General features: G+C 66.7%; 11 protein-coding genes. 4 read left to right on the forward strand and 7 right to left on the reverse strand.

Features of this window, described 5'->3' with window-relative positions:
• Positions 1–112: 112 nt before the first annotated feature.
• Positions 113–1,612, forward strand: coding sequence for an MFS transporter (locus ACFTSF_RS03115; protein ID WP_380152219.1), 1,500 nt, complete (start codon positions 113–115; stop codon positions 1,610–1,612).
• On the opposite strand, the gene ACFTSF_RS03120 is transcribed toward ACFTSF_RS03115, so the two are convergent.
• From ACFTSF_RS03120 to ACFTSF_RS03135, 4 genes are all read right to left on the reverse strand, one after another.
• On the reverse strand, positions 1,511–2,479 hold the full coding sequence (locus ACFTSF_RS03120; RefSeq protein ID WP_380152220.1) for a GNAT family N-acetyltransferase: 969 nt from the start codon (positions 2,477–2,479) through the stop codon (positions 1,511–1,513). The two genes, ACFTSF_RS03115 and ACFTSF_RS03120, sit on opposite strands and share 102 nt — an antisense overlap.
• Positions 2,476–3,504: an alpha/beta hydrolase-fold protein gene (locus ACFTSF_RS03125; protein ID WP_380152221.1), complete on the reverse strand. Its 1,029-nt coding sequence runs from the start codon at positions 3,502–3,504 to the stop codon at positions 2,476–2,478. The genes ACFTSF_RS03120 and ACFTSF_RS03125 overlap by 4 nt, the downstream gene beginning before the upstream one ends.
• 20 nt (positions 3,505–3,524) lie before the next feature.
• The gene (gene argS, locus ACFTSF_RS03130) at positions 3,525–5,204 is read right to left on the reverse strand and encodes an arginine--tRNA ligase (RefSeq protein ID WP_380152222.1); all 1,680 of its coding nucleotides are present in this window, start codon (positions 5,202–5,204) and stop codon (positions 3,525–3,527) included.
• An 84-nt stretch (positions 5,205–5,288) separates the two neighbouring features.
• Positions 5,289–7,325 carry a CDP-glycerol glycerophosphotransferase family protein gene (locus ACFTSF_RS03135; RefSeq protein ID WP_380152223.1) on the reverse strand — a complete coding sequence of 679 codons (2,037 nt, stop codon included), beginning with the start codon at positions 7,323–7,325 and terminating at the stop codon, positions 5,289–5,291.
• Positions 7,326–7,349: 24 nt separating this feature from the next.
• Here ACFTSF_RS03135 and ACFTSF_RS03140 point away from each other — a divergent pair, with 24 nt between their 5' ends.
• On the forward strand, positions 7,350–8,123 hold the full coding sequence (locus ACFTSF_RS03140) for a cell filamentation protein Fic (protein ID WP_380152224.1): 774 nt from the start codon (positions 7,350–7,352) through the stop codon (positions 8,121–8,123).
• A gap of 289 nt (positions 8,124–8,412) precedes the next feature.
• Here ACFTSF_RS03140 and ACFTSF_RS03145 read toward each other — a convergent pair whose 3' ends face one another.
• Positions 8,413–9,237 (reverse strand): HAD family hydrolase, encoded by an 825-nt coding sequence (locus tag ACFTSF_RS03145; protein ID WP_344152825.1) that lies wholly within the window; start codon positions 9,235–9,237, stop codon positions 8,413–8,415.
• 494 nt (positions 9,238–9,731) lie between these two features.
• Between ACFTSF_RS03145 and ACFTSF_RS03150 the strand changes: the two genes are divergently transcribed.
• The gene (locus ACFTSF_RS03150; RefSeq protein ID WP_380152225.1) at positions 9,732–11,417 is read left to right on the forward strand and encodes a chitinase; all 1,686 of its coding nucleotides are present in this window, start codon (positions 9,732–9,734) and stop codon (positions 11,415–11,417) included.
• Positions 11,417–12,334: a helix-turn-helix domain-containing protein gene (locus ACFTSF_RS03155; protein ID WP_344152831.1), complete on the forward strand. Its 918-nt coding sequence runs from the start codon at positions 11,417–11,419 to the stop codon at positions 12,332–12,334. Before ACFTSF_RS03150 ends, ACFTSF_RS03155 begins: the two co-directional genes overlap by 1 nt.
• Here the strand turns inward: ACFTSF_RS03155 and ACFTSF_RS03160 are convergent.
• Positions 12,323–13,393 carry an FAD-dependent monooxygenase gene (locus ACFTSF_RS03160; RefSeq protein WP_380152226.1) on the reverse strand — a complete coding sequence of 357 codons (1,071 nt, stop codon included), beginning with the start codon at positions 13,391–13,393 and terminating at the stop codon, positions 12,323–12,325. The two genes, ACFTSF_RS03155 and ACFTSF_RS03160, sit on opposite strands and share 12 nt — an antisense overlap.
• Positions 13,390–14,784 carry an MFS transporter gene (locus ACFTSF_RS03165; protein ID WP_380152227.1) on the reverse strand — a complete coding sequence of 465 codons (1,395 nt, stop codon included), beginning with the start codon at positions 14,782–14,784 and terminating at the stop codon, positions 13,390–13,392. The genes ACFTSF_RS03160 and ACFTSF_RS03165 overlap by 4 nt, the downstream gene beginning before the upstream one ends.
• Between the last annotated feature and the right edge of the window lie 70 nt (positions 14,785–14,854).

Genomic DNA, 14,854 nt, shown 5'->3' on the forward strand with positions numbered 1-14,854 from the left:
CAAAAGTCCGCAGAGAATATCGCTTGCAAAGCGGAGGATGCCTCCGTATTGTAAAACGGAGGAACGCTCCACTTCCTCCCACAACTGTAGCCCCTCCGGGGTAAGGAGCAATATGTCAGGCACGACCACCCGGCGACCCGGGGTTGTTCTCGCGGTCATCCTGGTCACCCAGCTGATGGTGATCCTGGATGCGACCGTGGTGAACATCGCAATGCCCAAGATCCAGCACGCCCTCGACTTCAGTCCGTCCAGCCTGTCCTGGGTGCAGAACGCCTACGCCCTGGCCTTCGGTGGACTGCTCCTGCTCGGCGCCCGCGCCGGCGACCTGCTCGGCCGCCGCCGCGTCTTCATCGCCGGTGTCAGCATCTTCACCCTCGCCTCACTGCTCGGCGGCCTCGCCCCGAGCGCCGAGCTCCTGCTCACCGCCCGGGTCCTGCAGGGCGTCGGTGGCGCCATCGCAGCACCGGCCGCGCTGACCCTGATGATGCTCACCTACCGCGAAGGTCCGGAGCGGATGAAGGCCCTGGGCTACTACAGCCTGGTCTCGTCCGGCGGCGGCAGCGTCGGCCTCGTCCTCGGTGGCATGCTGACCGACTGGGCATCATGGCGCTGGGGTCTGTTCATCAACGTCCCGATCGGTATCGGTCTGATCATCGCGGCCCGCCAGGTGCTGACCGAGACCGAGCGCGAGACCGGCCGATTCGACATCGCCGGTGCGATCACGTCCACCCTCGGCATCTCATCCCTCGTCTACGGCTTCATCCGCGTCGCCGACATCGGCTGGACCGCCCCCGAGGCGATCGCCGCGTTCACTGCCGGTGTGGTCCTGCTGGTTTCCTTCGTGCTGATCGAGCGCCGCGTCAGCCACCCGATCGTGCCGCTGCGACTCTTCCGGTCCGCATCGCGTTCGGCGTCGTACCTGACCATGCTGTTGGTGGTCGGCACGATGTTCGGGATGTTCTTCTTCCTGACCCAGTTCCTGCAGGGGGTGCTCGAGCTGAGCCCGCTGGCGGCCGGACTGGCGTTCCTGCCGATGACTGGTCTGCTGTTCGCCGCATCCCGCGTCGTCCCGAGGGTGCTCAACCGGATCGACGGCACGCGTCTGATGCTCATCGGCTCGCTGCTGATCACGTCCGGCACGCTCTGGCTCACCCAGCTGGACGCGTCGAGCACCTACCTCGCCAACGTGGTCGGACCGATGGTGGTCTTCGGACTCGGCGCCGGCATGCTCTTCATCCCGCTGGTCGGCCGGGCCATCGCCAACGTCGCACCGGAGGACTCCGGCGCCGCATCCGGTCTGCTGAACGTCGTCCAGCAGGTAGGTGGCGCACTAGGCCTCGGCATCCTCGTCACCGTCTTCGGTACGGCGAGCCGTGGCTCAGCCGGTACGACGCCCCGCGCCGTACTGACCGACGGTGTCCACGCAGCCTTCATCGGTGCGGCCGTGTACGCCGTACTGAGTCTCTCGATGATCGTGATCAGCGTGAAGCCGTGGACCTGGCTCCGCCGCTCACAGGGCCCGGCGGAAGGTGATCCACTTGCTGTGGACAACGAAGCCAAGGCTCTCGTAGAGACCGAGGGCACCAGTGGGGTTGTCGGCATCCACTCCTAACGAGGCGCGCTGGTAACCGGCCCGGGCCCCCTCGGCGAGCACTGTCGCCAGGGCAGCCCGGGCCAACCCACGTCCGCGGTACTCGCGCCGGGTGCCGACCTGACCGACGTACACCTCCCGTACGCCGGTCGCCTCGGTGTCGGCGGCCCATTCGTAGCCGAGCGCGTACGCCGCGACCGTGTCACCGTCCAGTACGACGTACGACAGCTTGGGGCGGAACGCCCGCGAGCCGGTCACGTGGGTCTTCCAGCTCTCCGGATCGCGCGGCACGGAACCCCAGTGGTCGCGGAAGGCCTCGTTGTGAGCCACCCGCAGTGCCTCGTCGAACGACGGGTCGTAGTGCACCAGCTGGAGACCGTCCGGTGTCTCGAAGGACTGGAGCGGCCCGTCCAATGGCGCTTTCATGTCGAAGAAGTACCGGGCCTCCTCGAAGCCGAGGCCACGCAGCATGGCGATCGAGCCCTCGTGGGTGTTCTTGGCACTCGCCCGAACCTCACCGGGGGAGTCCGGGAAGGTCGCCGCGTGCTGTTCACCAGCGGCGTGGATGGTCCAGCGCATCAGAGCGCCGCCCAGACCGCGCCGGCGCCACTCCGGATGCACAGTGCCCTCGACGCTCACCCGATCGACGTCGACGACCGTCTTGGCCGGATGGATCTTCGCGTAGCCAACCATCTGGTCGCCGGACCACAGTCCGACGGTGGCCCGCTCGGCATCGAGCTGCGGGTCCTCCAGCTCCTCCAGGAGGTCATCGGCGTCGTAGTTCTCGCCACCCTGGTCGACCAGCTCGCGGGCGGCGAGCAGTTCGGCCCAGGCGGGTGCGTCGCCCGTGGTGATCGGCCGGGCGACGATCCCCTCGGGCCAGTTCACTGGAACCGCTCGCAGAGCCAGCGGACGGCCAGCGGGTACCGGTACTCGATTCCGCCGTGCTTGCCGTCGAACAGCTCGAAGTAGATCTTCTCCTCCGGTACGCCGATCGCCTGCAGACCGCGGTGGAACGCAGTCGCACCGAGGTCGAGGTAGTACTCGTCGCTGCGGCCGGCGTCGATCCAGATGGCTCGCATCGAGCGCGCTGCGTCGGCGTACTGCGGTTGCTTGAGCATTTCGACCGGGTCCAGCGCCAGCCAGCGCTCCCAGACCTCAGGGATCACCTCGCCGAGGTCGTCGAACGGCAGCAGCACGGTCCCATCCGGTTCGGCGGAGAACGCCGAGGAGACGCCATAGATCTCGTAGAGCTCGATGTCCTCGTTCTGCAGCCGGCCTGCTCTCCCAGCGGCGTCCTTCAGGAAGTTCTGGATGTCACCGTCGTACTTGTCCCGCAGGATGCGGGCGATCCTGGGGAAGTCGCTGCGGTAGCTGAGCTCGAAGCTCGCATCACCCGCGTGCGTCGCCAGGGCGCCGAAAACGTCGGGGCGCATCAGGGGCATCACCATGGCGGTGTAGCCGCCGCTGGACTTACCAGTCATCGCCCGGTGGTCGCGATCCGCGATGGTCCGGTACGACGCGTCGACCCACGGCACGATCTCGTCGCACACGTACGACAGGTACTGGCCGGCGCCGGGGGAGTCGAGGCTCTGGCTGCCGCCCAACCGGGTCCAGGTGTCGACGAACACCACGATGGCCGGCGGAACGTCGCCGACCGCGAACATCGCGTCCAGCAACTCCGGGTATGGCTGCCGGAAGGCCACGCGGTTGAAGAACATCCCAAGGTGACCGGTGTACCCCATGGTCACGTAGACCACCGGGTAGCGCTGCTCGGACTCGTCGTACCCGGGTGGCAGGTAGACGAGCACCGGCCGCTCGTGCGGGTCGCCCAGCGGGTTCCCCCGCAGCAACGCGCTGTCGTACGTCTTTTGCTCGAGTCTTCCCGCCCAGTCGATCGACCACGGCAGCATCGACAACCCCCTTCAGACAGTTACATCGCGTCGGGTGCCGCGATGCCCAGTAGACCTAGCCCATCCTGCAACACCTGCCGGGTCGCCGCGCACAGCGCGATCCGGCTGCTCCGGTTTTCACCCCGCAACACCGGACACTGCTCATAGAACACAGACAACACAGCGGCCAGCTCGTACAGGTAGGTACACAGCCGATGCGGCTGCAGCGTCTCCGCAACCTGCAGTACGACGTCGTCGAAGCCAGTCAGGGCCAGCGCCAACCGCTGCTCCACCGGGTGCTCCAAAACAGTCACCAGGCCACTGGTCTCACCGGCCTTCGTGAGCAGCCGAGTCAGCCGGGCATGCGCGTACTGCAGGTACGGACCAGTGTTCCCGGACATGGCGACCATCCGGTCCAGGTCGAACACGTAGTCGTTGTCCCGGTCGCTGGACAGGTCGGCGTACTTGATCGCCCCGATGCCAACGGCCGCGGCGGTTGCAGCGCGGTCGATACCAGTCCGGTCAGCCAGCAGTGCGTCGGCCCGCTCCACCGCCTCCTCCAGGAGGGTGGTCAGCTTGACGGTGCCACCGGCTCTGGTCTTGAACGGCTTGCCGTCGGGGCCAAGTACGGTGCCGAAGCTCACGTGCTCAGCTGTAGTTGTCGGCGGCAACCAGCCGGCCGCCCGCGCCAGCGTGAAGATCATGTCGAAATGCAGCGCCTGCCGGTGGTCGACGACATACACGATCCGCTTGGCGTGCAAGGTCTTCACCCGATGCCGGATCGCCGCCAGGTCGGTAGCGCTGTAGCCGAAACCGCCGTCCGACTTCCGCACGATGACCGGCAGCGGCTCACCGTCGCGTCCGACGAACCCCGGCAGGAACGCGCAGGAGGCGCCGTCTGACTCGGTCAGCAGACCGTCCTGTTCGAGCTCAGCCACGATCACCGGCAGGTCGTCGTTGTAGGCGCTCTCGCCGACTACATCGGCTCTGGTCAGCGCCGAGCCGAGCCGCGCGTACACCTGCTCGAAGTCGGCCAGACTGACGTCCACCATCCGCTGCCAGCTCGCCCGGGTCGCCGGATCACCGGTCTGCAGCGCAACGACCCGTAGCCGGGCCAGATCCGCGAAGTCACCGTCACTGTCGAAGCGCCGCCGACTCCGCTCGTAGAGCGCCTGCAATCCCTGTAAATCAAGGGTTTCTGGGTCCAGGTCCTCTTCGAGCAGCTGCTCGATCATCATCCCGTACTGCGTGCCCCAGTCGCCGACGTGGTTCTGCCGGATCACCTCGTAGCCCACGTACCGCAGCACGTTGCAGACCGCGTCCCCGATCACGGTCGACCGCAGGTGACCGACATGCATCTGCTTCGCCACATTCGGCTGCGAGTAGTCCACGACAACCCGTTCGCCCCGCGGCGCGAACGCCGTACGGTCGTTGACTGCGGCCGCCAGAACGTCAGATCGCAAGGTCAGGTTGACGAAACCGGGCCCTGCGATCGCAGGGGCCTCGCACAGGTCGTCGACCTTCAGCGCGGCGACCAGGCGCGTAGCAACCTCCCGCGGAGGCAGGCTGAGCTGGTTGCCGAGCCGCAGCGCCAGATTGCTCTGGTAGTGGCCGAACTCAGGCTTGGTCGCCGACCGCAGCTCGGGATCGAGGGTGATACCGAAGGCGGTGGTGGACGCATCGGACAGTCTGGAGGCAAGCACAGACGACACAGCGGACATGAGAGAAGTCCTTCAAAACGACAGACGTGAACAGGGAAGGCTGAGGTGTTCAGGCAGTCTGTCGTCGTCGCGTCATGTCAGCCATTATGCATGAAGATTGCTCCAGTACGCCGAGGGTGCCGGTGACCGCTCGGCCAGCGGCGTGATCGCCGGTACGTCGTCCTCGCCCAGGAACACCCGCCGTACGACGCGTTCGCCGGCCCGGCCGTCGTCGTACTCGCAGAAGCGCTCTCGGAACAGCTGGCGGTGTTTGGCAGCCTCTGGTGCGGCAAAAGCACCACTGCGGAATGCAGCGAACAGCTCCTCCGCCGACCGGGCGACCACACCGGGGGAGAACTCGGTGACATCGAAGTAGGCGTCCCGAGGCGGTCCGTCGATCAGCAGCACGATCGGACGGTCCAGGTTCGCGTAGTCGAAGGTGAGGGGGGAGTAGTCCGCGATCAGTACGTCGGCCGCCAGCATCAGGTCGTCGAGGCGCGGACCGGCGTTCGCATCGAGCACCACCGCCTCGTCCAGCCGGCCCAGGTCGAAGTGTGACTCCTCGCGGGCGTCCAGCAGCACCAGCTGCGAGTCATCGAACCCGAGCGACGCTCTGACTGCTCGGACGTCCTCCAGGGTCGCCGTCAACAGCCGGTCGTTGCGCGGGTACCCGTACTCGAGCTCTTCGAAGTACGACGGGTAGGTGCGCTCCCAGATCTCGGAGGAGTACCGGTTCGAGGACAGGTTGAAGTCCCAGTGGTCCACCTGCTCGAAGTCCGGCGCAATGGTCAGCGTCTTGAGCGGTGTGCCGTGCTGTGTCTGCAGATGGACCTGTCCGGGACGCTTCTGCACGTCCTTCGACCAGTTCGCGTTGTTGACGAAGTACGTGCCCCGCGCGAGCAGCTTCTGGTACGCCGGTGACCCCGCGACGACGTACTCGACGCCCTCCGGGATGTCGGCCAGGTGCTCCGACTCGATCACCCAGACCCCGCGGACCTGTGGCGCCAGCTCGGCCGCCTTCTCGTAGATCGCCCGCGGGTTGCACGCGTACCGGGTGCACCGGGAGGCGGCGTACACGGCCAGGTTCGGGTCGAGTTTGGCGCGGTGCAGCAGCTTGCCGGCCGTCTTGCGGGGACTCGGGATCTGCAGCACCTTCCCGGTCACCTTGAGCGTCGAGTACGTCGCATAGTCGTCGTAGATGAGCTGCCAGCGCCGGAACCCGCGCCTGCTGCGGTCAGTGGTGTAGTCCTCCGGCTTCCACCGCTTGGCGAACGCATGGGCCGCGTGGAAGAAGTCGGCCCGGTCCTCAGGCGCTATCCGCTCCGGCTTGGCCAGTACGGCGAGGACGTGGTCCAGCGACCGGTCGAACGCGAACCGGCGCCAGCCGGCCAGCTCCGGATCGGACTGGATGAACGCGTGCACCCGGTCGTACTGATCGAAGATGTCCCACTGCCGACGGCCACTGGTGGCGTGGATGTTGCCCCCGGTGCGGTGCTGGCGGTAATGCACCACCACGCGGTCCAGGGTGGCGATGCGCTCGGCAGTGAGCATCGTGGAGTACGTCCAGGGCGCGTCCTCGTAGAAACCGGCGGTGAAGGCGAAGCCGTGCCGGGTGAGGAAGTCGCGCCGGTAGGCCTTGTTCCAGACGATCTCCAGAAAGGTGAGGAAGATCGGCCGCTCCGCCGCGGTGAACACCCCGGCGCCCTCCCGGGCGAACGCGTCGTGCCGTTGGTTGCCGACCAGCCGCCCGTCCCAGAAGATCCGCTCGTAGTCGAACAGCACGATGTCCGGCCGTCCGGTGTCGTCGATCCGCCGGGCGATCGCCTCCAGCGAGCCGGGCAGGTACAGGTCGTCGGCGTCCAGGAACAGCACGTACTCCCCGCGGCACTCCTTCAGCCCGGCATTCCGGGCCGGACCGAGCCCGACGTTCTCCTCCAGGTGCAGCACCCGCACCCGCGGATCAGCTGCGGCGTACTCGTCCAGGATGCGGCCAGAGCCGTCGGCGTCCGCGTCGTCAACCCCGAGCACCTCGAAATCGGTGAACGACTGGCTGAGCACCGAGTCCAGGCACGGTCGCAGCCACGCCCGGGAGGCATGGCAGGGGACCACGATGCTGAACTTGGGGACGGTACCGAGCGCCATGCCTAGTCATCCTAGGCTGCACGTATGACAACAGATGTGTTCGAGCCACTCGCCGGTCTGGAGGGGGTGGGGTCGGCAGCGCGCGCCGCGCGGGATGCGGTCGACGTACTGCTCCGGGACAGGGGACTGCGCAAGGTGGGCGCGGACATGACCGCTGAGGCGTTGCTGCGGGGTGCGCACGCGTCGGCTGCGCTGGCGGGCAGTCCGGCGACGCTGGACGAGGCACGGGAGGGCAGTGCGGACCCGCTGGTCACCGGGGCGGTCCGGATCACCGGTGAGCTGATGCGGCTCGCACCGCAGGTGGACACCGCACCAGTCCAGGTCTGGACCAGACTGCACCAGTTGGCCGGGGCGGATCTGGGTCCGGAGCCGACACTGGGCCATTTGCGGACTAGCCGCGAGCCCGTGCCCGACGACATCCCCGGACTGCCGCCGGCGCCGCCCGCTGAGGAGATGTGGGAGCGGGTGAGCGCGCTGGGCAAGGCGCTGAGTCAGCCGTCCAAGGCGCCGGGCCTGGTGGTTGCCGCGATCGTGCACGCCGAGCTCGCCGTACTGCGTCCCTTCCCGACCGCGAACGGATTGGTCGCCCGGGCCGCGGAGCGCGCGGTTTTAGTTGCCCGAGGCATCGATCCGGTCGCGGTCACGGTTCCGGAGCTCGGTCACTGGGAGTTGTCGGCAACCTATGTGCCGGCGCTCAATGACTACACAGCGCGAGGTCTGGTCGGCGTCCGGGATTGGTTGCTCCGATCCTGTGAAGTCGTTGCCCTGGGAGCCGAGCGGTCACCACTGGCGGGCTGAATCCCCAGTAGTACTGGGAAATGCGAACGGCGCTCTCACGGGGAGAGCGCCGTCGCTGGCACGTCGATCTGGTTACCATGCGTGCACCTGTCTGCCGCCACAGGACTAGCCTGGGTCGCGCTGCCCGGTTGGGATGGGCTGGTCGCCGCGTGGGTGCCGGATCGCCGTGCAATCTCTACCGGATCCGAAGATCCTTTGTGCTTCCTTTGTACTCCTGAAATCCCTTCCTGTGAAGGGTAAGCGCGGTGTTCATGGAGTTGAGAAGAATGAAGCAAACTTCAGCTTTCAGCTACTCAACCGATGATCTGCCACGCCGCCTGGATGCCAGCAGGAAGGCCCCGGCAGCGATCCCCGCGACCACGCCGGCGGCCAGTGCGGGACGCCGTACATCCTTGAGACGGGAACGCTCGGTGAGGCCCACCGGCTCGCTGAAATCCAGTACCGGCCAGTCTCGCGACTGCGCCAGCCGGCGCAGCGCCTTGTCCGGATTGACGGCGAACGGGTGCCCGACCGCGGCCAGCATCGGCTCGTCGGTGATCGAGTCGGAGTAGGCGTAGCTGGCCGCCAGGTCGTAACCCTCGGTCGCGGCCAGCGCCCGGATCGCGGTCTCCTTGTGCGGCCCGTAGGCATAGTCCGCGATCTCGCCGGTGTACTTGCCGTCGGCAACTACCATCCGGGTGGCGATCACCTTGTCGGCGCCGAGCATCGCCCCGATCGGCTCGACCACCTCGGCGCCGGACGACGAGACGATCACCACGTCCCGGCCGGCCGCGTGGTGCCGGTCGATCAGCTCGACGGCCTCCTCGAAGATCATCGGCGTGACGATGTGGTGCAGGGTGTCGGCGACGATCGCCTTCACGGTCCCGACGTCCCAGCCGGTGCACATCGCCGACAGGTACTCGCGCATCCGCTCCATCTGGTCGTGGTCGGCGCCGCCGAGCAGATAGACGAACTGGGCATACACACTGCGTAACACGGCGCGCCGGTTGATCAGCCCGCCGGCGTAGAACGGCCGGGAGAAAGCGAGCGTGCTCGAGCGCGCGATGATGGTCTTGTCCAGATCGAAGAAGGCGGCCGATCGGGCGGTCTCAGAGGGCTGTTCGGCGTGCTCCATGAGGTCGAGGATAGGCATCCGGGAGAAACGCCGGGCGACCCGGGCTTTTGTGTTGGCGACTCTCCCGTTAGACTGTTGATCAGTGTGACAGTGGTACTGGTCGCAACGGTCGGTTCACCGGCCGCGACGCCTGGGAAGTGCGCATCTGGTTGCAACAGAACTGAGATGTGTGAGATCCAGACTTGGGGGGTACATACCCCCTGACAGTGGCAGACTGTCGCCTCCTGAACGGCCCCCGGCTCCTCCCCCCGAGCCCGTGGCCGAAGACGGCCCCCGGTCACCCCCCCGCCGGGGGCCGTCGCCTTTCCTCCTGCAGGTCGCTCTCGCCGACGCGATGGAGCGTTTGAAAGTTTCGAGGTTCCATTCTGCGGGCTCTCGCGGGAAGCGCGTTCCACTGTACAGAATCTGTATATTTTTCAGTTTCCTCAGCGTGAGAGCGCGTTCACTTTATGCAGGGTCTTGACAATGTAGTTACGCAGCCACAGTTTCTAATCATGAAACCGCCTGCACGCCGCCCCCAGGCAGCGGTCATCACCAGCCTGATCGCCCTTGTCCTCGCCCTCATGGGTCTAGTCCTGGTCCCCGCGACCGGACATGCCGCCACCAACCTCGTCGTGAACGGCTCGTTCGAGTCCGGCACGCTGTCCGGCTGGCAGTGTGCCGCCGGCAGTGTGACCAGCTCCGCCCACTCCGGTTCCTACGGACTGCAGTCGGCCCCCAGCGGTTCCGACATCGGACGCTGCAGCCAGACGATCTCGGTCCGCCCCAGTACGGCGTACACGCTGTCGGCGTGGGTGACCGGGTCCAACGTCTACCTCGGCGTGGACGGGGGAGCGTCGACCTGGACGACCAGCAGCTCCTGGAGTCAGCTGACCGTCCCCTTCACCACCAGCGCCTCGGCCACGTCGGTGACCATCTACCTGCACGGTTGGTACGGACTACCGCCGTACGGCGCGGATGACGTCGTACTGGATGGCCCGGGCGGTACGCCGGACACCACTCCGCCGTCCACTCCGGGCGGACTGACCGTCGGCAGCCCGACGTCCAGCTCGCTGCAGCTCAACTGGTCAGCCGCGACAGATGCGAATGGCATCGACCACTACGACGTCGTACGCGGGACTGAGGCCGCGCAGAGCGTCGGCAACGTCACCAACTGGACGGCGACCGGGCTGAGCCCGACGACGACGTACAGCTTCAAGGTGCGGGCGTGTGACCCCAGCGGCAACTGCTCGCCGTACGGCGCCTCGGTCTCGGGGACGACGACCAGTGGGCCGACCAATCCGGGTGGGAGCCTGCCCAAGCACGTGCTGACCGGGTACTGGCAGAACTTCAACAACGGTGCGACCGTCCAGAAGATCTCTGACGTGCCGGCGGCGTACGACCTGATCGCGGTCGCCTTCGCCGACGCGGATGCCGCTCGGCCGGGTGGGATCACGTTCAACCTCGACAGCGCAGGGCTGGGCGGCTACACGGTCGCGCAGTTCAAGTCCGACATCGCGGCGAAGAAGGCGGCCGGGAAGAAGGTCATCCTGTCGGTCGGTGGCCAGAACGGGACGATCTCGGTTGCGAACGCCACTGCGGCGGCCAACTTCGCCAGCACCTCGCTGAGCGTGCTGCGCGAGTACGGCTTCGACGGGATCGACATCGACCTCGAGAACGGCGTCAACGCGCAGTACATGGGACAGGCGCTGCGCAGCCTGCAGAGTCAGTTCGGTAGCGGCCTCATCATCACCATGGCGCCGCAGACGATCGACATGCAGGCGACCACGTTCGAGTACTTCAAACTCGCGCTGGCGATCAAGGACATCCTGACCATCGTCAACGTGCAGTACTACAACTCCGGCTCGATGAACGGCTGCAACGGACAGGTGTACTCACAGGGCTCGGTCGACTTCATCACCGCGCAGGCCTGCATCATGCTGCAGAACGGTCTGCGTCCCGACCAGGTCGGTCTGGGCCTGCCTGCGTCGACACGGGCCGCTGGTAGTGGCTATGTCTCGCCGACGATCGTGAACAACGCGCTGGACTGTCTGGCGCGCGGTACGAACTGCGGCAGCTACAAGCCGACCACCCCCTGGCCGACGCTGCGCGGTGCGATGACCTGGTCGACCAACTGGGATGCGTTGAACGGCAACGCGTTCGCGAATCAGGTCGGCTCCCACGTCCACGCCCTGCCCTGATGCACAACTACCGCCCCGCTCCGGTGCTGGAAGCGCTCGGTGTCTGCTCGGAGGACGAGCAGCTCTATCGGGCGCTTCTGGCCCGCCCGGAGTCCACAACGACAGACCTGGCGAACGACACCGGCTGGCCGGCCACTCGGGTCAGCCGGCACCTGCGGTCACTGCTGTCTCTCGGGCTGGCCTCTCGCATGCCCGGGAGGCCAGCCCGGTACTTCCCAGCGGTCCCTGAAGCAGCAGTCGAGCTACTGGCGCTGCGGAAACAGGCAGCCATCGTCGAAGCCCGAGTCGGTGCCTCTGTGCTGACTGCCGAGTTCAGAGCCCGGCATGACGCGTTCACAGTGATTCGTGGCGTCGAAGCGGTCGCCCAGCGGTTCTACCAGGCGCAGCAGTGCGCCCAGGACGAAGTGCTGGTGCTGGATCGACCGCCGTACGTCGTCGTGCCTGTCGAGGCGCGTCGGGCGCACGGCGTCACGTACCGGACGATCTTCGACATGGACTCGCTGTCCGAGCCGACCGATCTGATGGCAGCCCGGTCCACCGGTTGCCGGATGTTGCGCGACGTACCGCTCAAGATGCTGGTCGTCGATCGCCGGATGGCGCTGCTGCCGACCAGCCACGACGTGATCGTCGAGGTCGGTCCGTCCAGCCTGCTCGACGGACTGCTCCGCCTCTTCGACCTCCTCTGGCACCAGGGCAGTCCGCTGTCCCCGACACCATCGGACGGGCCGCTGAGCTTCGAGGACCAGCAGCTGCTCTCGCTGGCCGCCGCTGGCTTGACCGACCAGGCCATCGCCCGCCGACTCGGAGTAGCCCAACGAACCGTCGAACGACGCATGCAGCGCATCCTCAGAGCCCTCGACGCCACCACGCGCTTCCAAGCAGGCCTCCGCGCCGGACAGCGAGGCCTACTGGTTTAAGTTGCGCAGCATCGCGTTGCGTTGTTCCAGTGCCTGACTGGTGGTGGGGATCAGCTTGGCGTCTCCCACACCGATCTTGCCCTGGTTCGCGGTCACGAACGCGCGGTTGCTGCTTTCGTACGCCGCCAATCCCTCGTTGGCTACGGAGTGCGCGAGCCTGTACGCGCCGACCAGCGCCAGGCTGGTGCCCTGCCCAGTCAGAAACGACGGTGCGTAGGCCGCGTCGCCCACCAGCGCCACGTTGCCTCTGGACCAGTGCGGCATCCGGATCTGGCTGACGGTGTCGACGAACAGATCATCCGCGTCGCGGAGCGCTGTCAGCATGCGCGGCACTTCCCAGCCCGCGTCGCTGAAGGTCTCAGCGATCAGGTCTGGTGACGGCTCTGGTTGTGGTTCTGCGACGGTCAGCAGGGCGTGCACCTCGTCGTCGCCGACGGCATAGACAGCCGCAGCTCTGCCTGGGGTGTTCCACATGACCACCTCGTCGGAGAGGCCGAAGGTGTTGGGCATGCTGAACCCAGCGAAGCAGTACCCGAGGTAGTGCAGGAACTGCTCTTCGGGACCGAACAGGAGTTCCCGGGTCCGCGAGTGCAGACCGTCCGCGCCGAACACCAGGTCGAACGTCCCTGTGCCACCACTGGTGAAGGTGACGTCGACTCCGCGGTCGGACTGGTCGAGTGACTCGATCGAGTCGTCGAAGACGAACTCCACGTCGTCACGCACCACGGCGTACAAGGCCTTGGTCAGGTCTCCGCGCCGTACCTCCAGGTCCTGTCCGGCGTCGCTGCCGGTAACGGCGTGCGGATTGGCTGAGGCAATCGTGCTGCCGTCCTCGTTGAGGAAGGTGATCCGCCGCAGGTCGATCTTGGTGTCCTGCAGCTGCGGGAGGATCCCCATTCGCCGCACGACTTCCAGTGCGGTGCCGCGGATGTCGATGGGGTAGCCACCGCTGCGTGGTGCGCCCGCACGCTCCACCACCGTGACTGTGTAGCCGTAGCGGTTCAGCCAGTACGCCAGGGCGGGCCCGGCGATACTTGCTCCAGAGATCAGGGCCTTCATGCTTTGACTCCCTTGCGCAGTGTGCGGATGACCAACAGGGACAGTGCGGTGACGGTGGCGGCGATGACGAAGCCGGTGCTGTACGCCGATTCAGCCGGGACCGTCGTACCGGGGAGCTTCCCGGCGTCGAGGATGGAGCCGCTGACCTGTACGCCGAAGGCGAAGCCGAGCACGCGCGTCACCAGCACCAGACTCGTGGCGATGCCGGTGCTCTCCTCGTCGACCGCGTCGGCGGTCTTGACCACCATTGCCGTGATGCAGACGCCACTCGCCAGGGCGATCAGTGCTTTGCCGACGACGAGATGCCACACCTCGGTGTGTACGAACGCCAGGGTGAACAGTGCGGTCGTCATGATGCCGATTCCGGTCGCGAGCACGGCACTCGAGCCGAAGCGCCGTACTGCGAGCCCACCGAGCGGACCGCTGACCGCCGCTGCGATGGCGCTGGGCAACAGGTACCGGCCGATGTCGGTGGAGCTTGCCCCGAAGCCGTACCCGTCCGCGGACACGTCGAACAGCTGTGGCACGAGGTAGGTCGCTACCGCGGTGCCGACGCAGACGGCGAAGGTGATCACGTAGGAGCTCCACAGCGCAGGCTTCGCCAGCAGGCGCAGATCGATCATCGGTGCGGCGGCACGGCGCTCCACCCGGATCCATCCGGTCACCAGACCGGCCAGCAGTACGACGAGGGCGCTGAGTAGGAGCGGTTGGTCGATGGCGTTGGGTGCGACCTGGAGTACGGCCATGAGCGTCACCAAGATGCCGCTCAGCAGTACTACACCGGGCCAGTCGATCCGGGCGTCCGACCGGGCCGGCGGATCGCTCGGCATCAGTCGGTGGACGGCCAGGGTCGTGATGACGATGGCCAGCGTCGGGATCGCGAACATCCAGTGCCGCGACACCCCCTCCGCGATCGGACCGGCCATCAACGTGCCCAGCATGCCGCCGCCGACGAACATGCCGCTGACCACCCCGATGGCCACCGCGGACTCTCCCGCTGGGAGGTGCTTGCGGACCAGGATGAACGAGAGTGGCATCGCGCCGACCATGGCGCCCTCCAGCACCTGGCCGAGCAGCAGGACCGGCAGGTTCGGTGCCAGCGCGGACACCAGGCCACCGGTCGCCACCACCGCCATCAGCCGAACCATGACCCACTTGCTGCCGAAGCGGTCACCGAGGTTGCCAGCGATGGGAGTGATGATGGCGCCGGTGATGAGCATCGTGATGCTGAGCAGTGCGCCTTGGGCGGGGCTCATCGACAGTTCGCGTTGCAGGAGTGGGAGCGTCGGTGTCACTACCGACTCGAGGGTACCGGTGGCGGCTGCCAGCAAGGCAAGCGCCCAGACGGCTGGTTTCCCGACCCGGACCGGACGATCCACGGTGGTTGTCATGTCTCCAGCCAACCGGGGATCAGCGCTCCGGGGCATGGCCCTTCAACCACTCATGGGGGTGGGCTTTCAC

Source organism: Kribbella sp. NPDC056951 (assembly GCF_042674205.1).
Classification (GTDB): Bacteria; Actinomycetota; Actinomycetes; order Propionibacteriales; family Kribbellaceae; genus Kribbella; species Kribbella yunnanensis.